Below are 22,276 nucleotides of genomic sequence, written 5' to 3'. Positions count from 1 at the left end.
ACTAATAAAAATAGTCCGCATTCAGTGTACCATACAAAATTACATACAATACACTAACTTAAAGTATTTATAATTAAAAAATAAAATTATGTTGCAAAGAATAATATAATAGATATACTTAAAAGAATTAAGTATTTAATGAGATAAAAAGCCATAATAAATTGACTTTTAATATAAGTAATGTCCATCATAGAAACACCTCCGATTTTTAACTCGTATAAAATTCTGAAGTGTCCATATAACTTTTATATTATAAAATATTTAGCATTAAAAATCAATAATATTTTTAGTACCAATAATTATTTTTTATTTTGATATATTTAATAAAAAATAATTAATAACTTCTTATATTTAAGAGTAAATTACACAAAAAATCTTGACTTAATCTTTTATTTATGTTAGCATAGTAGGTGAATTTTATATGTTCGCGTATAGGATATTATTTTAATTTAGGAGTATATTTATGGCTGTAAAAGTAGCAATAAATGGTTTCGGACGCATTGGCCGTCTAGTTTTTCAGGCATTAGTAGAACGCGGTTTATTAGGTAAAGAAATAGAAGTAGTAGGTGTTGTAGATGTAAGCACTGATGCTGAATACTTTGCTTATCAATTAAAATATGACTCTGTTCATGGTAAAATGAAAGCAGATATAGGACATGAGGGAGAAGATGTATTAGTAGTTAATGGAAACAAAATAAAATGTATTAAAGCAGCTCCATTAAATCAATTAGAACAGCTTCCTTGGAAAGATTTGGGTGTTGAATATGTAATTGAATCTACAGGACTTTACACTGAAAAAGAAAAAGCAGAAGGACATATCAAAGCTGGTGCTAAAAAAGTTATTATTTCTGCTCCTGGTAAAGGCGATTTAAGAACTTTTGTTTATGGTGTAAACCATGAAGAATATGATCCTGCTAATCATCATGTAGTATCTAACGCTTCTTGTACTACTAACTGTTTAGCTCCATTAGTACATGTACTTCTTAAAGAAGGTATCGGTATAGAAACAGGTCTTATGACTACTATTCACTCTTATACTGCTACTCAAAAAACAGTAGACGGTCCTTCTAAAAAAGACTGGAGAGGCGGACGCGCTGCTGCTGTAAACACAATACCATCTACTACAGGTGCTGCTAAAGCTGTTGGTGAAGTTTTACCGGTTACTAAAGGTAAATTAACAGGTATGAGTTTCAGAGTTGCTACTCCTGATGTATCTGTTGTAGACTTAACTTTCAGAAGTGAAAAAGAAACTTCTATAGAAGAAATCGATGCTTTAATGAAAAAAGCTTCTGAAACTTATATGAAAGGTGTTTTGGGTTATTGTAATGAAGAATTAGTATCTAGCGACTTCATACATGATAATAGAAGTTCTATTTATGACTCTCTAGCTACTACTCAAAATAACTTAAAAGGCGAAAAAAGATTTTTCAAAGTTGTTTCATGGTATGATAATGAATGGGGTTATTCTAACAGAGTAGTTGATTTATTATTATATATGTACAATAAAAAATAATAATTAGTAATAATTAAAATTTTTTAAGCTATAATAAAAGGGTGTTATATTTAATTATAGCACCCTTTAAATTTTTATAGATATATAATACTAAATGTTTTTTGTACTTGTTATATATTTATAAGCAATAATAATATAAGGATTAAAACATGAAAAAAACAGTAAAAGATATTGATATTAAAGGTAAAAAAGTAATAATGAGAGTGGACTTTAATGTACCTCTTGATAAAGAAACTAGTTCAAAAATTACAGACACTACAAGAGTAGATGCTGCTATGCCTACTATAGAATATATACTTTCTCAAGGTGCTTGTCTTATACTTATGAGCCATTTAGGAAGACCTAAGGGTGAGCCTAATCCTAAATATTCTCTTAAACCTGTTTATGATTATTTAAAAACTAAACTTCCTAATAATAAAGTGGAATTTGCTAAAGACTGCATAGGAGATGAAGTTAAAAAACAGGCTTCTGAACTTAAAGCAGGCGATGTACTACTACTTGAAAACTTAAGATACCATGCAGAAGAAGAGAAAAATGATCCTAACTTCTCAAAACAATTAGCTGACTTGGCTGATGTTTATGTTAATGATGCTTTCGGTACTGCACACAGAGCACATGCCTCTACTGCTGGTATAGTATCTGCTAAAGCTGGCATGCCTGCTGTTGCTGGATTCTTAATGGAAAAAGAAATTAAATATTTAGGCGATGCAGTTGCTAATCCTGCTCGTCCATTTGTAGCTATAATTGGAGGAGCTAAAGTTTCTTCAAAAATTTCTGTACTTAAAAACTTACTTAATAAAGTAGATACTTTAATAGTTGTAGGCGGTATGGCTTATACTTTCTTTAAAGCTAAAGGATTAGAAATAGGTACTTCTTTATGCGAAGATGATTATATAGCTACAGCTAAAGAAATTATGGAAAAGGCAAAAGAATTAAATAAAACTTTATATTTGCCTGTTGATAATGTTATAGCTGATAAATTTGATAATGATGCTAATTTTAAAACAGTAGATTCTAATGCTATACCTGCAGGCTGGATGGGTATGGATGTTGGACCTAAAACTTTGAAAGAGCTTGAAGATATACTAAAAAATGCTAAAACAGTTGTTTGGAACGGACCATTGGGTGTATTTGAAATGCCTAATTTTGCTAAAGGAACATTTGAAGTAGCTAAATTCATAGCTAATTCTGATTGTGTAAGCATAATTGGAGGAGGAGACAGTGTATCTGCTGTTAACAAATCTGGTGTTGCGGATAAAATGACACATGTATCTACAGGCGGCGGAGCTTCTTTAGAGTTCCTAGAAGGAATAGAACTTCCTGGTATTGCTGTATTACAAGATAAGTAATTGTAATTAATAAATATTTTCAATCAAAATAGCGAGCCTCTGATAGCTTTAGCTGTCAGAGGTTTTTTAGTTAGCTATTTTGATTTTATGATATAAGGAATAGAACTTCCAGGTATTGCTGTATTACAAGATAAATAATTGCAATTAATAGTATTTTTCAATAAAGATATTATTGTTAGCATATTTATGTATTATCAGATAAATAATTATAATATTCCTTAATAAAAATACTAATACTCAGTAAGTTACTCAAAATATATTATAATACACTATATTTTTGTATAATTTATTTTATTTCGTATTATTAAATAATTTTTAAAATTAAAGGTATTTATACTTGACAAAAAAAACTTATGTATTATTATAGCTTTAAAATTATGAATTATGGAGCAAATGATGGAAGAATTAGAATCTATCTATTTTTTAGACGAACTAAATATATTGAATAATGGTTATTTTGCCAAACATGATGATGACTTCGATGATGATTATGATGACGATTATGATGATTATGACGACGAAGACGATTATGATGATGATGGTGATTTTGATGATGATGATGACTTCGACGATGATGATTATGATGATGATGACGAATACGATGATGACGATGACTATGATGATTATGATGATGACTATGACGACGATGATGACGATTATGATGATGATATAGATGATTTTGATGATGATTTCGACGACGATTTTGATGATGATTTCGATGACGACGACGATGATTATGATGATGACTATGACGATGATTATGATGATAAAGATGATTATGATGATGATTTTGATGAATAATTAATTGTTAATTATATAAATTAAAGCAATACTTCAGTAATAAGTATTGCTTTATTATACAAAAGGCTTATGATGTCAGAGAAGAAATTCAAAAAATTTAATAATAATAATAATTTTAATAATAATAAAGAAAATAACAAAAAGTTTTTCGGCAAAAAAAATAAAACCAAATTTTACAAAAAAAAATATAATAATCAATATAATAAATATCAGGAAAAAAGCATAGAGGAATACGAAAAAAATTATCTTAAAAAGCGTATGAAAGAAGAGGTTGAAAGACCTATATGTCCTATATGTAATGAACCTATTTATATAATAGAAGAGGCTATAAGGCATAATGCAAGCGGAGAGCTCGCTCATTTTGAATGCATATTAAATGAAATTAAAGATAATAATATTGCTGATATGGAAGAAGAAGATAAAATAGTTTATTTAGGTTCTGGAACTTTTGGAATTATACAGGAAAGACAAAACGGAAAGAATACTAGATTTTTTGTACGAAAAAGAATAAATTATGAAAATAGAAAAGTGAAAAAAATAGAAGATGATTCAGATCCGGAAGAGGAGGATTTGTTTAATGTGTGATATACCGCTGGGGTTTTCTTCTGCAGCAATGAAGTCGGGGCTTAAAAATAATGATTATGATTTGGCTATAATTAAAAGCGATCCCCCAAGTGTTGTATCTGCTGTATATACTCAAAATAGCTTTCAGGCTGCTCCTATTGTATTTTCTAAAAAGAATGATAAAAATGATATAGAATTATTAATAGTTAATAGTAAAATAGCTAATGCTTTAACCGGTAAAAAAGGATATGATGATGTTGTAGATGTCGTTAAATATGCTGCTGAAACATTTAATATAAAAAAAGATAATATATTAATGGCTTCCACCGGTATTATTGGAATACCGCTTGAAACAGAAAAAATAAAAAAAGCTATAAAGATATCTGATAAATATTTTAATAATAACTTTAATAATATTTCTAGAGCAATTCAAACTAGAGATAAATTTGATAAGATATATACTACTAAATTAGAAGTATCTTCAGGAAAAACTGCCAATTTTTATGCAATTGCAAAGGGAAGTTCTATTATACATCCTAATATGGCTACTGTGCTTCTTTTTATATTTACAGATTTGAATATAGAAAAAGGAGCTTTAGATAAAGCATTTAAAGGGGCAATAGATAAAACTTTAAATAGAATATCCGTAGACGGAGAAACTTCTACAAATGATATGGCTCTTATAATGGCAAATGGAGCTTTGGCAAATAAAATTATCACTGAGAAAAATAAAAAATTATTTAAAGAATTAAAATACAAACTAGATGAAATATGTGCATATCTAGCAAAAATGATAATACTTGACGGAGAAGGAATAACAAAAACAATAATAGTTTCAATAAAAAGAGCCAAGACTCAGAGTAATGCTTTTGACATTGCTAAAAAAATAGCTACTTCAAATCTGGTTAAGATATTATTTCTTTCTAAAAATCCTAATTTTGAAAAGATATTATCTGTTGTAGGTAATTGCAATATTAATATAAATAATATTGCACTATATGTAAACGATGTGGAAATTTATAAAAATGGTATAATAAATAAATATAATATTGATACAGAAAGAAAAGAAAATTATATAACTATAGATTTAGGATATAATACAAAATATGAGGATTATTATTATTTCACTGATCTCACTCAGGAATATATATCTATACATTCTTCTTACAATATATAAGGTCTTTTTTTAATCCCCGCCCTCTACACTTATAGTTATAATCTGATATTTTAACTTTTAATTTCTCTATTATCAAATTAGAATTTTTTAGCACCCACCCTAGTTTAAAATAAATTTATTATGCCCCCAACCGCACGGTTAGCAAAACTATAAATATGGATTAAATTATTATTGCAAATAAATCTATAATTGAAAATTTGTTCACCGTGCGTTTAAATATACTCATTATCTAATTAACACTTGGGTGGGCATGCTTTTATGAATAAAGCAAAAAAGAAAAATTAAATTATTGATTTAAAGAATAAGTAAAAAATATAAAAGGGCGGGGTATGTAATTAAAGCATTATTATTTGACTTATATTATTTTTTATATATAATAATAAGTATCAATATCTATAAAAATAATAAAATTTGTCGCCGGATAAATTTTTTTAAAACGTTTGTATTCATACTGTAGGCCTTAGAAAGTATGAACGCAAACGTTTTTTTATTATAGGGGATATTTATGAATGTTTTGAATATGTTTATTAAATATGTATCACTTAATATATTTGGAATGATAGGATTATCATGCTATATACTTGCTGATACTTTTTTTGTGGCAAGAGGAATAGGATCTGACGGACTAACGGCATTAAATATAGCTATACCTATTTTTAATTTAATTAACGGAATTGGACTAATGCTTGGTATGGGCTCTGCTACTAAATACGCTATATTAAAAACTCAAAATAAAAATAATGAAGCTAATATCATATTTACGAACTCTTTAATTTATATATTAATAATATCTGCTTTATTTATCATTGTAAGTATTCTATTTACATCAGGCATAGCATATATTCTAGGAGCTAGAGATAATATACATAGTATGACAAATACATATATAAAGATGATACTTTTATTTTCACCTATGTTTATGCTAAATAATGTACTTTTAGGATTTGTCAGAAATGATAATCACCCAAAACTTGCAATGACAGCTATGCTTATGGGAAGTTTATTTAATATTATTTTTGATTATATATTTATATTTCCTTTTAATATGGGTATATTCGGAGCGGTATTAGCAACTGTTTTCTCGCCTCTTATAAGTATACTCATATTATCATCAGTTTTTATTAAAAAGAAAAACACATTTTTCATTGTTAAACCTAATATTAGTTTTAAACAATTTTTTGAAATATCATCTCTTGGAATATCTTTTTTAATAACAGAACTGTCATCAGGTATTGTTATGATAGCTTTTAATATAATAATATTAAGTATTGCTGGTAATATAGGAGTTGCCGCTTATGGAATAACTGCCAATATAGCATTGGTAATTATAGCAATATTTACAGGAATGGGTCAAGGAATGCAGCCTATTATAAGTATGAATTATAATAATGAAATGAATATAAATAAAATATACAAATACGCTTTTGCTTTATCAAGCATCATTTCTATTTTAGTTTATATAATCACTTATGTATTTGCCAATGAAATAACTTCGATTTTTAATAGAGATAATATTGAAGAACTTCAAAAAATATCGGTTAATGGACTTCGTATATATTTCACAGCATTTATATTTGCAGGCTATAATATTATTACATGCGTATATTTTTCTGCTATGGATAAAGCTAAACCATCATTTATAATATCTATATTAAGAGGATTTATATTTATAATTCCTTCAATATTTATCTTATCATCGCTTTTTAATATGACAGGAGTATGGGTTTCTTTTCCAACGGCTGAAATTTTAACAAGTATTTTTTCTTTTGTATTTTTTATTAATTCTAATAAGTATAAAAGATATAAAAATTGACCGGAAATTTAATTTCAAGTAAAATAATAAACTTTGAAAAAATGGATAATATGGATATCATAGTTTAAGTATTTAGCAACAATCAATATAATATATTATTTATATAATTGAATTTATTGTTATTATTATTTATGTATTAATTTTATATTTTTAATAAATTTTATTTTATGTTACACAAGTATATGTATAATAGTTTTAAATTTTATTAATAATAAAAAAGGGTTAAAACTTAAGTATTAAGCCTTAACCCATCATATTTTATAATATTAATTATAAATTACATTTCTACAACTAAAGAAGTACCCATACCGCCGCCTATACAAAGCGTAGCAAGTCCTTTTTTAGAACCGCGTTTTTTCATCTCATGAAGAAGTGTAGTAAGTATTCTAGCTCCTGAAGCTCCTATAGGGTGACCTATAGCAATAGCTCCGCCATTGACATTAACTATGTCCATATTGAATTTTAACTCACGGGCAACAGCTATAGACTGAGCAGCGAAAGCCTCATTACTTTCTATTAAGTCCATATCTTCAACTGTAAGATTAGCCATTTTCAAAGCCTTTCTAGTTGCCTCTATAGGTCCTATACCCATTATTCTAGGCTCAACACCATGAGTAGCATAACCTAAAATCTTAGCCATAGGTTTAATTCCAAGCTCATCAGCTTTTTCTTTAGACATAATAACTACAGCTGAAGCAGCATCATTGATACCAGAAGCATTACCAGCAGTAACAGTACCATCTTTTTTGAATGCAGGTTTTAATTTAGCTAAAGATTCCATAGTAGTACCAAAAGTAGGGTGTTCATCTGTATCAACTACTATTTCGCCTTTTCTAGTTTTGATTGTAACAGGTACTATTTCATCTTTAAATCTTCCGCTTTTTACTGCTTCTTCTGCTCTGTTCTGGCTTCTGCATGCAAACTCATCTTGTTCTTGTCTTGTAATACCCCATTGTTCTGCAACATTTTCAGCAGTAACTCCCATATGATAATGCTCAAAAGCACAAATAAGAGCATCATTAAGTAAAGTATCCTGCATTTTACTTTCGCCCATTCTAGCACCCATTCTCATAGCTGAAGAAGTATATGGAGCCATACTCATATTTTCAGTACCGCCTGCAACTACTATATCAGCATCTCCTGATTTAATCATTTGTGCTGCCATTGATACAGCTCTTAATCCTGAACCGCATAATATATTTATAGTTAATGCCGGTTTGTCTACAGGTATTCCGGCATTAATAGAAATCTGTCTTGCCACATTTGGAAGAAGTGCTGATTGTATAACACAGCCGAAATAAGTTTCATCAACTTGTTCAGGTTTGATATTTGCTCTTTTTAATGCCTCTTTTACTGCTATTGTACCTAATTCTACAGCAGATACATTTGAAAATGATCCTAAGAATTTGCCTACAGGTGTTCTAACAGCACTTGCTATTACTATTTCTTTCATGCTTTCTCCTTAAAAATTATTTTACTATTTAGGTTATTTTTTTAATGTAAACTATTATATTATAGTATAGCAATTTAAAATTGTTTTTACAAGTTTATTTGTAATTTTTTTATTATGTATATTAAAGTTTTATTATACATCTAACAAGATGAACTATTCTCAATATTATTAAGTTTTTTTAAATGTTTTATTTCTCTACTGACTAATATAACAGTAACGATTAAAGCAGCTCCGTCAGCTACAGGTCCTGCATACATTACGCCGTCTATGCCAAGTATCCTAGGAAGTATTATGATAAGCGGAAGTAAAAATATAATCTGCCTTGTCATAGAGATAAAAGCTCCTTTAAATGCCTTACCCAAAGAAGTGAAGAAAGTACCTGTTACAGGCTGAATACCATTTATAACCATTAATGCCATATATATACGCATATACTCTTCTGCAAAACGAAAATATAAATCACTTCCGTCTCCGAATATTCCTACAATCTGTCTTGGGAATAATTGAAACAATAAAAATGCTGTAAAAGCCATAATTGTAGTAATTGTTATAGTAAGTTTATATGTTTCAATTACCCTATCATAATTTTTAGCTCCATAATTGAAACCTATAATAGGCTGGCTTCCCTGTGATGATCCTATTATAAATGCCATTACAAGAGTATTAACTTTAGCAATAATACCTGCTACTGCCAAAGGTATATTGCCGCCGTATATAGAATTAGCTCCATAATAACTAAGTACATTATTCATTGTAATTTGAACTATCATCATAGCTAATTGATTAAAGCCTGGTGATGAGCCTAATGAATATATTTTTAATATATTTTTAGGTTCTATTAAAAAATTATCTCTTTCAAATTTTACATGTTTGAATCTCAATAAATATCTTATAACCATAATAAATGAAACAAACTGTCCTATTATAGTAGCAAGTGCCGCTCCTGACATACCCATATCAAATTTGAATATCAAAATTGGATCTAATATAGTATTTATAACAGCACCTATAAGTACAGATAACATAGAATACTGAGGACTTCCGTCTGCTCTTATTATATGGCTCATCATTGTAGAAAATATAAAAGGTATAAAACCTAAAGCCGTTATATTTGTATATTCAACTGCATAAGGCAAAACTTCTGCGGTAGAGCCGAACATCATCATTAACTTTTTATTAAAAATTTTTACTATTACTGTAAATATAATTCCAAATATTAATACTAATACAATAGTATTTCCTATAATTTTAGCAGCTTTTTTATTATTGCCCTGACCTAATAATATACTATAAAATGAAGCACATCCGAATCCATGAAATAATGCTATGGACATACAAATTATAGTAAGCGGAAAAGCGACATTTGTAGCTGCATTACCATTAATGCCTATACCCTGGCCTATAAATATTTGATCTACTATATTATATAAAGAACCTACAAGCATTGATATAATACTAGGTGTGGCATATTTAAATAGAAGTTTATAGGGCTTCTCATAGTATAGAGGATTAGAAATTACATCATTATTCATAAGATAAAATCCGTTATAAAAAATAATTGTATTAAGTATATTTTATTTTTCTGTTTTTTCAATAATATAATTTTCAACTTACTTTACGAAATATATTTTTTACTATATAATTTCATAAATTAAATTAGGTGTTTTTATATGATAACAAAAAGAATAATTCCATGCTTGGATGTAAGAGACGGCAGAGTTGTAAAGGGTACTAATTTTGAAGGATTAAAAGATGTAGACGATCCTGTAGAGCTTGCTAAATATTATAATAACTCTTTAGCCGATGAGCTTGTGTTTTATGATATTACTGCTTCTTATGAAGGAAGAAAATTATTTGTCAATGTGCTTGAAAAAGTAGCAAATGAAATATTTATACCTCTTACAGTTGGGGGCGGAATAAATACTATAAAAGATTTTGATATGGTTTTAAAATCCGGAGCTGATAAAGTGAGCGTAAATTCCGGCGCTATAAAGAATCCTGATTTAATAAGAGAAGCTGCTGAAAAATACGGCAACCAATGTGTTGTACTTTCTATAGATATAAAAAGAGTTAATGGAAAATATTCTGTATTTTCTAAAGGAGGAAGAGAAGATACAGGAATTGATGCTATTGAATGGGCTATAAAAGGTGAGAAGAATGGGGCTGGAGAGCTTGTAATAAATAGTATTGATACTGACGGGGTAAAAAATGGTTTTGATATAGAATTACTTAAGGAAATAGCTGATAATGTTTCTATACCTTTGATAGCTTCAGGAGGAGCAGGAAATATGGAGCATTTTAAAGATGTATTTCAAGTTAAAGGTGTTGATGCCGGACTTGCTGCTTCGATATTTCATTTTAAAGAAATAGATATTAAAGAATTAAAAGAATATCTTCATAAGAATAATATTAAAGTAAGACTTTAAATTTTAATAAAAACTTGGGCGGGTGCCTTAAACTTCTGATTAAGCATTTAAGAAAAGTTAAACATCATTTTCTTAATGAATTGAAAAATATAAAGGGCGGGGGATGTAAATAATTTATTAAATTTAATTACACTTGCCCACCCTCTAGCTTTATAAGTTAAATCTGAAACTCTTATCTTCTATTTTTTTATGGCTAAAATTAGACTTTTTAATTCCCACCCTAATATACTTAGATTTAAGAATTATTCAAACGCACGCATAGCAGAACTTAAAATATAAGTCAATTAATAATCATAATTCAAATAATATATAAAATTTCATTCACCGTGCGTTTAGCGGACAACAAATTTAAATAACGCTTGGGCGGGTGCCTTAAACTTCTAATTAAGCATTTAGGAAAATTCAAATATAATTTTCTAAACTAATTAAAAAATATAAAGGGCGGGGTATGTAAATAAAGTTTTTTATTCTACTTTTTTATAAGAAATTACAGATTTTAATCAAAATTTCAAATTTATTTCTAATTTTTATAGTTAAAGTCCTATATTTATAGCTAATTCTTAATATTTGTAAATATATTTTACAGTAATTTATTATATATAACTCATTTATGTATTACATGTATTAATAACTAATAAATATCTATATGTTTTGTAAATTTATTGTAAATTATTTGTAAATAAATATTGCTTAATTTTTACATTCTGCTATAATTATAAATGTAAAGAGATTTTACAATACTAAACATAAGGAGATACATCATGACTAACAGCTTAAACCTTTTTATTAAAATTACACCTAGTAAATTACCTGAAAATATTAGAAGATTTATCGCTTCTAATTACAGCAAAGCTAAAATAGTTTATATTGACATAAGAAAAGAACAATATGAAATAAAATTAAGTAATGGTACTTATATAAATTTCGACAAAAACGGAACTTGGAATTATATAAGCAGCGATGATAAATTATCTGAAAATATACTTCCAAAAAATATAGCCGGTAAAATAAAAAACATAATGAAAAAATATAATAATGCTTATATTTTTGAAGTTAGCAAAAGAATAGAATTTTACAAAATAAGATTGACTAATTCTTTGGAAATATGCATAAGAAATAACGGACAATTAATAATGGCATAACTTTTATCATTTTGTATCTTCTAAATATATATAAAGGCTTGGATATTTTTATATTCAGGTCTTTTAATTTTTAAACCTAATTACATACCCCGCCCTCTAGACTTATTATTTAAATCTGCATTAAAGTATTTTATTTTTTTATTGTATAATTAGAATTTATTAGCACCCACCCAAGTATTATTTAAATTTAAAAAAATATATAACCGCACGCAGAATAGTATTTAAAATATATGCTCATCAGCAGTTATGATTTAGACTATAAATAAAGGCTTGAATTATTAAGGTCTTTTAATTTTTTAATCTAATTACATACCCCACCCTCTAGACTTATTATTTAAATCTGCAGTTAAGGTTTTTTGTTTTTTTGTTGTATAATTAGAATTTATTAGCACCCGCCCAAGTATTTTTTAAATTTAAAAAATATATAACCGCACGCAGAATAGTATTTTAAATATATACTAATCAAAAATTATAATACAAACTATAAATAAAAGTCTGTTTACCGTGCGTTATAAAAATCATCATAATAAATAAAAACTTATTTTGACAAAATATACTCATTCAAGTATAATTAAATAAAAAAAGAGATACTATATATGCAAGAATTATTTTTATTTCCTAACTATAAAGCAAAGAATAATTATCTAAAAAATAATTTCAAAAAATATACTTTGGATATAACCAATTATCAGACTCTGCATCAATACTATAAAAGCAGCAAAGAAATATTTTTTGAAAATTACAAAATAGAACATAATGTTCAGGATATAGATGAATCAATAGCAATAATCAATATTCATAATATATTATTTAAATATAAAACAAAAAATAAAGAAGCACTAATATCAAAACAAAATACAACTTATGAATTGGCATACACTTTATATAAACTAATAGAAGAAATAACATTAGCTAAATTCTACGGATTTGAATTAGATGAATATAATAATCTTAAAGATATAAATGAAATAATAAATCTATATAAAGAATATAACAAAGAAAATAATTTGTTAGATGAATTTGATATTTTCGAGCTTTTTATAAAATCTATAGAAAATAAGGAATTAGAATTTTTAACTACTTATAAATATATAACAATTTACAATTTTGAGAAAATACCGCCTTTGCATTTGATATTTCTTGAATCTATAAAAAAACATTATAATAAAACTATAAAAGTTATAATGCCTTATAATATGGAAAAACATTTTAATAATTATAAATCATTCTATCAAGGTATTGATAATTTTGAAGTAAATAAAAATTCAAATCTGGCAAAAGCACTTATAGGAGAAAATAAGGATATAAATAAATATAAAAACAAAATAAAGTTCATATCCGGATTCGGTGCCAAACAAGAAGTAGATACAGTCATTGATGAGATAATGAAATTGATAGAAAAAGGAGTTAATCCCTATGATATAGGAATAATATTTTCAGATATTCAGTTATACAGTGATATTGTTTCAAATAGATTAAAAGAATGCCAAATAAAGTTTAATGAAAGAAGAGCTAACTTTATATGGAAAGTGCCTATAATACCTGTACTCACTTCAATATTTTTAATATTAGATAAATATAATGGTGAAATAGATGCAGATACTTTAATAAAAATATTATCAAGTTCATATATAAAACTTGATGGAATTAATCCTTATAATATAAGAGATTTAATTTATTCTTATGAAGATTATAACTCTATAGAAATATTTTCAAAAATGTCTTTCAAAGATTTTAAAAATAAGATTTCTAAAAAATTTGAATATAATAATGCTTCAAAATCAATAGTAGATTTTTTGGATTTATTGAATAATCTTGTATCAAAGAAAAGTTATAAAGAAATAGGACTTGCATATATAAATATTTTAAAATTTTTAAATGTTGGAAATATGGAAGATACATACGATATTGATAATAATAAGAATGAATATTTCTACAGAGATAATGAGGCATTAGCTTTATTTATTAATCTTATACTAGAAATAGCATATACAGAAAAACTTGATAATATAGAAAATCAGGAAATAAGCCATTTTGATTTTCATGCAGCTTTAAATACAATTTTAAGAGATAAATCTATAGGCGAAGATGAAAATAAAGATATAACTCTTACAGTAAGCAATTTATATGATGCTAGGGGATTAAAATTAAAACATATATTTATATTAGGAATGAATAATGATTTTATCAAAATAAAACCTAATACATTTTTTATAAGTGCTAAATTAAGAGAGGCTATAAATAAAAAAATAAAAAAATAGTTTTTAATACTCAAAGTTATTTATCAGATATTCATTATGCTTTATTTTTAAATATATTATCAGGCTGCTATGAAGATAGTAATATTTATTTTTCATTTAGATTTAAAGATGAAAAAGGTAATTTAGAGATCCCATTTTATTATTTAGAGAATATATACAGAGAATTGTATAATGATGATTTTAAATTTGAAAATCTAGAGAAAAACGGACTTATATACAGAAAAGAATATATACAAAGAGAAGATAATATACATACAGATAAAGAAAATCTTATGAGTTTATTTTTATATAATACTATAGCTTATAAAATAGATAATGCAGAAAATATTATAGACACAGTTTATCATAAGCATAATAAAAATATGCATCATGATTTTGATAATAAAGAAGATATAAAAAATTTCTTTTTGAATATTTTAAAAGAAAAAATATCCGTTACAACTTTGCAGGCTATAATGGAATGTCCTGCCAAATTCTTCTATTCAAGATTGTACTCAAAAGAATCTGTTGAATCTAAAATACAAGGTGTAAATTATATGGATAGAGGAAGAGCATATCATAAATTCTTTCAGGATTTCTATCAAGAAGTAAAAAATCAATACTCTGATGAAGGATGCCGTTTAATAGAAAGCGAATTTAATAATTACTGCAATATAGCAAATCAGGTTGTAGATAATCATATAAATGAATTAATAAATATGTATTCATCAAAGGATTTAGAAGAAAAGTATTTATTAGAATATAAATTTGACTATAATGTTATAAGAGAAGAAGCCCTAAATGTTATGTCATATTTTATAAAAAAAGAAATCATCAATAACAAACTAAAAGAAGAAGATGAGGGCTGTTTTTATATACCTACATATTTTGAAAGATACATAGGAAGCAAAGAAGATTTTATTATATATAAAAATAAAGATCTATCTATAAAAATAAAAGGCATAGTTGATAGAATAGATTTAAGCTACTCTGATAAAGAACATAAAAATATCAATGGAATAAGAATTGTTGATTACAAGTCAAGATACAAAACAGAAGAAGCAAAAGGAGAAACTCAAAAAGATGTTATAAGGGAAACTATAAGAATATATTTGCAGCCTATTTTATATTTAAAATATATACTTAATGAATATATACAAAAAAATATATCAGAAAAAATAAAGCATTGCGAAGTAGTTTTTACTGTATATAGAGAAAAAGATATTATAAATGAATCTCAGAAAATAAATCAGATGTATAATGACAGGGATATGCTTTTATCTATATGCGGTTATATTGACAGTGAATATAATTTGAAAGATTATTTTGATGAGATATTTAATAAAATTTTAGAAGGGGAATTAGTTTATATACCAAATAGTACAAATTGTATAAACTGTTATAATGCTCCTTACTGCGAGAATGCTTATAAAAAAGACAATGATGAATATTCATTATAATATATAAATAAAAAAATAATAATTATATACTAAAAAAGCATGAGATTTATTATTATCTCATGCTTTTATATTACTTTTATATTATTTAACTATTTTTAATTATTATTTCCAAGTAGGAAGATAAGAACCTAAAAAGTTTTCATTATAAACTTTTTCTACTATATCAGATTGATAAGTTTCTACAACTTTTTTGTATAATTCATTATCTTTATCTTTAGTTCTTGCAGCTATTAAATTAACAAAAGATTTTCCGCTGTAAATAGAAGGATCATCTTTAAATATATAATCAGAACCCGGATTCAAACCAAAATCTATAGCATAGTTTCCGTTTATAACAGCACAAGCAACATCAGGAAGAACACCATAAATAGCACCGGCATCCATTTCCACTATTTCAATATTCAAAGGATTTTCTATTATATCGCTTACACTAGGAGTATCTCCTGCCTCAGGTCTTACTTTAATAATTCCAGCAGCCTGAAGAACTTTTAAAGCTCTTCCTCCATTAGAAGGATCATTAGGTATAGCTATTTTATCTCCGTTTTTTAATTCTTTTACATCTGTAATATTAGTAGAATAAATATTCATAGCAGATATATAAGTATCGGCAATAGCAGTTAAATCATATCCTTTATTTGATACTTCATCATTAAAGTATGCATAATGCTGAAAAGCATTTAAGTCAATTTCTCCGTCATTTAAAGCCTGATTTGGTATAGTATAATCAGAGAAAGATACTAACTCTACTTTTATTCCTTCTTCTGCCAATTTAGCTACTATAGGATTCCAAATTTGATAATCAGACTCTCCGGCAAAACCAACTTTAACTACCTTTTGATCACCAGAAGAATTATTTGTGCATGATAATATCATTAATGATAATATAACTGATGATATCAATAATAAAAATTTTTTCATTTTCGCTCCTTTATTAAATTTTAAATAAATTAGTATATTTAGATTATATTATTTTTTGAATAATTTCAATAAAAAGTTCTAATAATTAATGATAATTCCTTTAGATTTTTCTGCTTCAACAACCTCTTTAATCCTCTTTTTATAAGAATCAGCTATAGCTTTATAAACAATATTATTTTCATCTTCCAATCTGGCAGCTATTAAATTAATATACATATCAGAATCGTATTTACTAGGATCATCATAATATAAAATATTTGCATCCTTAACATCAAAACTAAGATTAAAATTAATAAAGGCTCCATCAACAGAGTGTATAACAGAATAAATATTATCCGCATCTATAGCTTCAAAGTCTAATTGCAAATAATTCTCTATTATATCATTTGTATTAAAATGATAATTAATATCATTCTTTTTCATTAATTTTATTATACCAATAGATTCCAATATTTTTAAAGCTCTTGATAAATTTACTTCATCTTTAGGAACTGCTATTTTAGAATGAAGATGCAATTGAGATAAATTGGTCAAATTTTCTGAATACATATTCATAGAAGCAGTAAAAGTTTTATCTATTATACTTAAATAATAATCATTTTTATTTGTTTCATTAACAAAATAATCATAATTTTGAAAATGATTAAGATCTATATGCCTGCTGTTTAATGCATTATTTATTACAGCATAATCTGCAAATGGTATTAATTCTAAAATGATATTTTGTTCTTTCATCTCATTTGATACATATTGCCATATATCTATATCAAACTCACCTATATATCCTATCTTTACTATATTTTCTTTTTTAGAATTACAAGAAACAATAAATAATAATAAAATAAATAATACTTTTTTCATGTTCATATATCCTTAATCAGCCATAATAAGACCATTTAATCCATTTCTCTCTATCTTCTTTCTCATTTTCTGTCTGTAGCTTTCTGCTATAAACTTGTAAAGATTATAATCTTTATCTTTTTCTCTGCATACAATCAAATTGGCATAAGACATCATACCGCTATGCGAATATTTGGATACATCATCATAATATATAATGTTATAGCCTACATGACCTGAAATAAAACCATAGTTTATAACTGCCGCATCTAAATTATCCAGATTATAGTAAATGATATTTGCATCCATAGGAATAAATTGAATATTTAAATTATTTTCAGTAATGTTAGATATTTTATAAAATTTTTTATCAGACCTTTCAATTTTAATAATATTTGCTTCTCTTAATATCTGCAATGCCCTTGATAAATTTACTTCATCATCAGGAACAGCTATTTTGGCATTTGATGATATTTGATTAATATTTGTAAGAAATTTTGAATATATATTCATAGGAGCAACAAAAGTTCTTCCTATAACATAAAGCTCATAATTATATCTATTAGTTTCATTAACAAAATAAATATAATTCTGAAAAGAATTCAAATCTATCTCTCCGTCATTCAACATTTTATTCAAAATATCATAATCTTCAAAATATATAAGTTCCAATCTAGCATTCTCTACCTTTAACTCTTCATCTATTTGCTGCCATATATCATAATCAAACTCTCCAATATGCCCTACTTTGACAATTTCAGTATTAGAACTTTCACAGGAAATTATATTCATTAATAAAAAAAACTTTAATAAATATTTCATATTTCTCCAACTTATAAAATCACCAAACTGCTATATATATACCATTAAAATTTTTATCATATATTTCTTTAACTTCATCAGATTGATATGCTTTTACTATCTTTTTATATATTTCATTATCTTTATCCTTTGTTCTTACAGCTATAATATTTACATAATTTTTGTCAGCATAGTTGCTGGGATTATCTTTAAATATAGCGTCTGTGTAAGGATTAAGTCCGAAACTTAAAGCAAAATTACTATTAATAACAGCACATGCTATGTCGGGAAGCAAGTTATATATACTACCCGCATCAACTTCAATTATATTCACATTTAACTTATTTTCTTTTATATCATTTATAGTTGGACTTTGCTTGTATCGGTCTTTTAATTTTATAATACCAGCCGCCTCTAATACTTTTAAAGCTCTGCCTCTATTAGAATCATCATCTGGTATAGCTATTTTATCATGTTTCTTAATCTGATTAATATTTGTTATATTATAAGAGTATATATTCATAGCTGCAATACATGTATCTGCTATAGCAGTTAATTCATATCCTTTAGATTCCAATTCATGATTAAAAAAAGCATAATGCTGAAAATTATTTAAATCTATTTTTCCGTCATTTAAATCTTTATTAGGAGAAAAATAGTCTATATAAGAAATCAATTCTATCTCTATATTCTCATTAGAAACTTTTTTCATGACTTCCTGCCAAATAACTTTATCAGATTCTCCTATATAGCCCACTTTTACAATACTAACATTTTTATCTGCATTAGAACATGAAACAGAAAATATAAAAGTAAAAAATAAAATTATTTTTTTCATATTTTTCATAGCATTATCATTTTAATATAATTCTATTAAAAAATTATTTAATTATAATTGAGCCTATAATAATACTATAGTCCCTAATAAATATTATTACATATTCAAAGCCAACTCATAATTCTTTTTCATAACACTGCAGGAGTCTGAAAATAATTTTTTCTCTTCATCATTCATTTTAAGCTCAATTATCTCCTCAACTCCGTTTCTTCCAAGCACAGCAGGAACAGAAGCATAAACATCATTCTGACCGTATTCACCATTTAAATATACAGAAACAGGAAGCACCCTATGTTCATCGCAAAGTACAGCACGAGCAACTTCAGCTAAAGCAGTACCTATTCCGAACTCTGTAGAGCCTTTACCTTCTAAAACATCCCAGCCGCCTCTTCTTCCTTTATTAGCTAATTCTTTCAAATCTAATTTTGAATATTTCTCTTTCTCTTTCATAAGCTCAAATAAAGGCTTTCCTGCTATAGTTACAGCCGACCATGCCACCATTTGGCTTTCTCCATGCTCTCCTAAAGCATAAGCATATACTGACTTTTGATCAACATTAATTGCCTCTGATATAGCCCTTCTTAATCTGGCAGAATCTAATGTTGTGCTTGTGGATATTATTCTATTAGTATCATAATTTAATTTGTTTTGTAAATAATGAGTAATAACATCAGCAGGATTAGATATATTAATGATAATTCCTGAAAACTTAGTAGTTTTTATATTATTTATCACATCTTTCATAACCTCTATTGTAGAGCCTAAAGTATCCATTCTAGTTTGATTGATAGTAGGCAAAGGTCCTGCACATACTACCATTATATCGGCATCATCAATATCGCTGTAATTTCCTGATTTAACTTCTACTCTATGAGAAAGATATACTGTAGAATCAAATATATCCAAAGCCTGAGAGAATGCCTTTTTTTCATCTATATCAATATAAACTATTTCTTCAACCAAACCCTGTGAAGCTAATGCATATCCTGCATGCGAACCCACATGCCCTGCTCCTATTAATACAGCTTTTCTTCTTTTTATATTATTCATAAAAATTCCTTTCCTTAATATTTTTTTAATGTGTAGCCTTTTTTACAATGAAATTTCCTACAGCCTGTATAATACCTACAAGTATAACAAGAAGTATTACAGACACATATATAATATCTAATTTATTTCTATAATACCCAGATTGTATAGCATAAGTACCAAGTCCGCCAGCCCCAACAGCCCCAGCCATTGCAGTAAGACCTATTAAACTAATTGCTGTTATAGTAGTTCCTCTTGCTATAGGAGCTACACTTTCTTTTAAATATACTCTAAAAATAATAGCAATAGGTGATGATCCCATAGACTGTGCCGCCTCTACTAAACCCGGATTCACTTCTGCTAAAGCACTTTCTATCTGTCTTGCAAAGAAAGGTACTGTTCCGAATATTAAAGGTATAATAGCTCCTTTTACCCCTATAGCAGTACCCATTATAAATCTTGTAAGAGGTACAAGCATGGCAAGAAGTATTATAAATGGTATTGCTCTGAAAAAGTTAATCAATTTACTAAGAACCTCATATACCAATATATTCTCCATTATTCCAAATCTCTTAGTAACTATTAAAAGTACGCCTAAAAAACCACCCACAAAAAATGATATTATACCTGAATAAAAAAGCATTACAAAAGTTTGTATTATACTTTGATAAAGTCTAGGTAAATCTGCCATAACATTAGGCATTAAATTATTCATCATATCTAGCATCTTTTATTACCTCCGCATCAACATTTTGCTCTTGAAAAAACTTTATAGTATTAGTGATACCGCCTTTTTCTTTTTCATGAAGTATCACTACCAAGCCTCCAAGCAAACTATCATCTATAAGCTCTACATTCCCAAATATTATATTAACATCAACATTAAATTTTCTGGATACATGAGAAACTAAAGCCTCTCCTACACTATCTTTTTTGTATTTTAATCTTACTATACATTCGCCGGCTTTAATATTTGTAATCTTATCCTTTTCTTCAACAAGTGTATATATTTTTGAAAGATTTGAAGTAGTGTCTATAAACTCCTGTGTAATTTGATTTTTTGGATGAGAAAATACTTCAAATATATCTCCTTCTTCTATTAGACTTCCTTTATTCATAACCGCAACTCTATGACAAAGTTCCTTAACTACATTCATTTCATGCGTTATTACAACTATAGTAATTCCTAAATCTTCATTTAACTTTTTTAATAATTTTAATATAGAAGAAGTTGTCTGCGGATCTAATGCACTAGTTGCCTCATCGCATAAAAGTATCTGCGGATCATTAGCTAAAGCTCTGGCAATAGCAACTCTTTGTTTTTGTCCGCCGCTTAATTGCGAAGGATAAACATTAGCCTTTTCTTTTATATCTACAAGCTCAAGCAAAGACATAACTTTTTTTTCTATCTCTTCCTTTGAAAGCCCTCTGTATCTTAAAGGATATGCAACATTTTTAAATACCGTCCTTGAACTAAACAAATTAAACTGCTGAAATATCATACCCATTTTTTTTCTTTTTTCTCTAAGTTCTTTGGGTTTTAAAGATGTTAATTCCTCTTCATCTACATATACTTTTCCTGATGTAGGTCTTTCTAATAAGTTTATGCATCTTACTAAAGTTGATTTTCCAGCTCCTGAAAAACCTATTATTCCGTATATCTCACCTTTATTTATTTTTAAAGATACATTATTAACGGCATTAAGCTGTTTATTTTTGGCTGTTTTAAATACCTTACTAACATTTTCCAAAACTATCATCTATTATCCTGAAAATTAGATTATTCAATTTATCGAAATATTATAAATTATATATTTTTAAATATATCTGTCAATAGTAATAAAAACTTGGGCGGGTGCTAATATTTCTACTATAGGCATTAAAGAAAATAAAAACTAAAATTTTTTTTTTT

Annotated in this window: 19 protein-coding genes; 10 read left to right on the top strand and 9 right to left on the bottom strand. The window is 26.9% G+C overall.

Annotation, left to right across the window (positions count from 1 at the left end; genetic code table 11):
- Positions 1–463 precede the first annotated feature (463 nt).
- From gap to A966_RS01410, 6 genes are all read left to right on the top strand, one after another.
- Positions 464–1,513 (top strand): type I glyceraldehyde-3-phosphate dehydrogenase, encoded by a 1,050-nt coding sequence (gene gap / locus A966_RS01435; protein WP_008721750.1) that lies wholly within the window; start codon positions 464–466, stop codon positions 1,511–1,513.
- 149 nt (positions 1,514–1,662) lie between these two features.
- Complete coding sequence (locus A966_RS01430) at positions 1,663–2,862, top strand: phosphoglycerate kinase (RefSeq protein ID WP_008721748.1); 1,200 nt, start codon at positions 1,663–1,665, stop codon at positions 2,860–2,862.
- A gap of 396 nt (positions 2,863–3,258) precedes the next feature.
- Positions 3,259–3,663 (top strand): hypothetical protein, encoded by a 405-nt coding sequence (locus tag A966_RS01425; RefSeq protein WP_008721746.1) that lies wholly within the window; start codon positions 3,259–3,261, stop codon positions 3,661–3,663.
- A 72-nt stretch (positions 3,664–3,735) separates the two neighbouring features.
- Positions 3,736–4,248 (top strand): hypothetical protein, encoded by a 513-nt coding sequence (locus A966_RS01420; RefSeq protein ID WP_008721745.1) that lies wholly within the window; start codon positions 3,736–3,738, stop codon positions 4,246–4,248.
- Positions 4,241–5,404 carry a bifunctional ornithine acetyltransferase/N-acetylglutamate synthase gene (gene argJ, locus A966_RS01415; protein ID WP_008721743.1) on the top strand — a complete coding sequence of 388 codons (1,164 nt, stop codon included), beginning with the start codon at positions 4,241–4,243 and terminating at the stop codon, positions 5,402–5,404. Before A966_RS01420 ends, argJ begins: the two co-directional genes overlap by 8 nt.
- A 505-nt stretch (positions 5,405–5,909) precedes the next feature.
- Positions 5,910–7,217: an MATE family efflux transporter gene (locus tag A966_RS01410; RefSeq protein ID WP_008721741.1), complete on the top strand. Its 1,308-nt coding sequence runs from the start codon at positions 5,910–5,912 to the stop codon at positions 7,215–7,217.
- A gap of 277 nt (positions 7,218–7,494) precedes the next feature.
- Here the strand turns inward: A966_RS01410 and A966_RS01405 are convergent, their stop codons facing one another.
- Positions 7,495–8,670: an acetyl-CoA C-acetyltransferase gene (locus tag A966_RS01405; protein ID WP_008721740.1), complete on the bottom strand. Its 1,176-nt coding sequence runs from the start codon at positions 8,668–8,670 to the stop codon at positions 7,495–7,497.
- Positions 8,671–8,810: 140 nt separating this feature from the next.
- Positions 8,811–10,202, bottom strand: a complete 1,392-nt coding sequence (locus A966_RS01400) for an MATE family efflux transporter (protein ID WP_008721738.1) — start codon at positions 10,200–10,202, stop codon at positions 8,811–8,813.
- Between the two features lie 138 nt (positions 10,203–10,340).
- Between A966_RS01400 and hisF the strand changes: the two genes are divergently transcribed.
- The 4 genes from hisF to A966_RS13690 all read left to right on the top strand — a co-directional run bounded on the left by hisF (position 10,341) and on the right by A966_RS13690 (position 15,938).
- On the top strand, positions 10,341–11,096 hold the full coding sequence (gene hisF / locus A966_RS01395) for an imidazole glycerol phosphate synthase subunit HisF (RefSeq protein WP_008721736.1): 756 nt from the start codon (positions 10,341–10,343) through the stop codon (positions 11,094–11,096).
- A gap of 761 nt (positions 11,097–11,857) precedes the next feature.
- Positions 11,858–12,238 (top strand): PepSY-like domain-containing protein, encoded by a 381-nt coding sequence (locus A966_RS01390; protein ID WP_008721734.1) that lies wholly within the window; start codon positions 11,858–11,860, stop codon positions 12,236–12,238.
- A 596-nt stretch (positions 12,239–12,834) separates the two neighbouring features.
- The gene (locus A966_RS13695; protein ID WP_232817726.1) at positions 12,835–14,499 is read left to right on the top strand and encodes a PD-(D/E)XK nuclease family protein; all 1,665 of its coding nucleotides are present in this window, start codon (positions 12,835–12,837) and stop codon (positions 14,497–14,499) included.
- A 164-nt stretch (positions 14,500–14,663) separates the two neighbouring features.
- Positions 14,664–15,938, top strand: a complete 1,275-nt coding sequence (locus A966_RS13690) for a PD-(D/E)XK nuclease family protein (RefSeq protein ID WP_232817725.1) — start codon at positions 14,664–14,666, stop codon at positions 15,936–15,938.
- A gap of 102 nt (positions 15,939–16,040) precedes the next feature.
- Here the strand turns inward: A966_RS13690 and A966_RS01380 are convergent, their stop codons facing one another.
- The 7 genes from A966_RS01380 to A966_RS01350 all read right to left on the bottom strand — a co-directional run bounded on the left by A966_RS01380 (position 16,041) and on the right by A966_RS01350 (position 22,124).
- Positions 16,041–16,856 (bottom strand): MetQ/NlpA family ABC transporter substrate-binding protein, encoded by an 816-nt coding sequence (locus A966_RS01380; protein ID WP_008721732.1) that lies wholly within the window; start codon positions 16,854–16,856, stop codon positions 16,041–16,043.
- Positions 16,857–16,934: 78 nt separating this feature from the next.
- Positions 16,935–17,717, bottom strand: coding sequence for a MetQ/NlpA family ABC transporter substrate-binding protein (locus tag A966_RS01375; protein WP_008721730.1), 783 nt, complete (start codon positions 17,715–17,717; stop codon positions 16,935–16,937).
- Between the two features lie 12 nt (positions 17,718–17,729).
- Positions 17,730–18,518, bottom strand: coding sequence for a MetQ/NlpA family ABC transporter substrate-binding protein (locus A966_RS01370; protein WP_008721727.1), 789 nt, complete (start codon positions 18,516–18,518; stop codon positions 17,730–17,732).
- 19 nt (positions 18,519–18,537) lie between these two features.
- Entirely contained in the window at positions 18,538–19,335 is a 798-nt protein-coding gene (locus A966_RS01365; protein WP_008721724.1) for a MetQ/NlpA family ABC transporter substrate-binding protein, read from the bottom strand.
- 96 nt (positions 19,336–19,431) lie between these two features.
- Complete coding sequence (locus A966_RS01360) at positions 19,432–20,385, bottom strand: L-lactate dehydrogenase (RefSeq protein ID WP_008721722.1); 954 nt, start codon at positions 20,383–20,385, stop codon at positions 19,432–19,434.
- A 25-nt stretch (positions 20,386–20,410) separates the two neighbouring features.
- On the bottom strand, positions 20,411–21,091 hold the full coding sequence (locus tag A966_RS01355; protein WP_008721719.1) for a methionine ABC transporter permease: 681 nt from the start codon (positions 21,089–21,091) through the stop codon (positions 20,411–20,413).
- Positions 21,072–22,124, bottom strand: coding sequence for a methionine ABC transporter ATP-binding protein (locus A966_RS01350; RefSeq protein ID WP_008721717.1), 1,053 nt, complete (start codon positions 22,122–22,124; stop codon positions 21,072–21,074). The genes A966_RS01355 and A966_RS01350 overlap by 20 nt, the downstream gene beginning before the upstream one ends.
- Positions 22,125–22,276: the final 152 nt, after the last annotated feature.

Source organism: Brachyspira hampsonii 30446, assembly GCF_000316195.1.
Lineage (GTDB): Bacteria > Spirochaetota > Brachyspiria > Brachyspirales > Brachyspiraceae > Brachyspira > Brachyspira hampsonii_C.
The sequence above is the reverse complement of the archived record's forward strand: the minus strand, read 5'-3'. Positions and strand labels throughout refer to the sequence as shown.

Coding starts and splice junctions, on each gene's coding strand:
- gap (WP_008721750.1), top strand. CDS start 464: ATGGCTGTAAAAGTAGCAATAAATGGTTTCGGACGCATTGGCCGTCTA.
- A966_RS01430 (WP_008721748.1), top strand. CDS start 1,663: ATGAAAAAAACAGTAAAAGATATTGATATTAAAGGTAAAAAAGTAATA.
- A966_RS01425 (WP_008721746.1), top strand. CDS start 3,259: ATGGAAGAATTAGAATCTATCTATTTTTTAGACGAACTAAATATATTG.
- A966_RS01420 (WP_008721745.1), top strand. CDS start 3,736: ATGTCAGAGAAGAAATTCAAAAAATTTAATAATAATAATAATTTTAAT.
- argJ (WP_008721743.1), top strand. CDS start 4,241: ATGTGTGATATACCGCTGGGGTTTTCTTCTGCAGCAATGAAGTCGGGG.
- A966_RS01410 (WP_008721741.1), top strand. CDS start 5,910: ATGAATGTTTTGAATATGTTTATTAAATATGTATCACTTAATATATTT.
- A966_RS01405 (WP_008721740.1), bottom strand. CDS start 8,670: ATGAAAGAAATAGTAATAGCAAGTGCTGTTAGAACACCTGTAGGCAAA.
- A966_RS01400 (WP_008721738.1), bottom strand. CDS start 10,202: ATGAATAATGATGTAATTTCTAATCCTCTATACTATGAGAAGCCCTAT.
- hisF (WP_008721736.1), top strand. CDS start 10,341: ATGATAACAAAAAGAATAATTCCATGCTTGGATGTAAGAGACGGCAGA.
- A966_RS01390 (WP_008721734.1), top strand. CDS start 11,858: ATGACTAACAGCTTAAACCTTTTTATTAAAATTACACCTAGTAAATTA.
- A966_RS13695 (WP_232817726.1), top strand. CDS start 12,835: ATGCAAGAATTATTTTTATTTCCTAACTATAAAGCAAAGAATAATTAT.
- A966_RS01380 (WP_008721732.1), bottom strand. CDS start 16,856: ATGAAAAAATTTTTATTATTGATATCATCAGTTATATTATCATTAATG.
- A966_RS01375 (WP_008721730.1), bottom strand. CDS start 17,717: ATGAAAAAAGTATTATTTATTTTATTATTATTTATTGTTTCTTGTAAT.
- A966_RS01370 (WP_008721727.1), bottom strand. CDS start 18,518: ATGAAATATTTATTAAAGTTTTTTTTATTAATGAATATAATTTCCTGT.
- A966_RS01365 (WP_008721724.1), bottom strand. CDS start 19,335: ATGAAAAAAATAATTTTATTTTTTACTTTTATATTTTCTGTTTCATGT.
- A966_RS01360 (WP_008721722.1), bottom strand. CDS start 20,385: ATGAATAATATAAAAAGAAGAAAAGCTGTATTAATAGGAGCAGGGCAT.
- A966_RS01355 (WP_008721719.1), bottom strand. CDS start 21,091: ATGCTAGATATGATGAATAATTTAATGCCTAATGTTATGGCAGATTTA.
- A966_RS01350 (WP_008721717.1), bottom strand. CDS start 22,124: ATGATAGTTTTGGAAAATGTTAGTAAGGTATTTAAAACAGCCAAAAAT.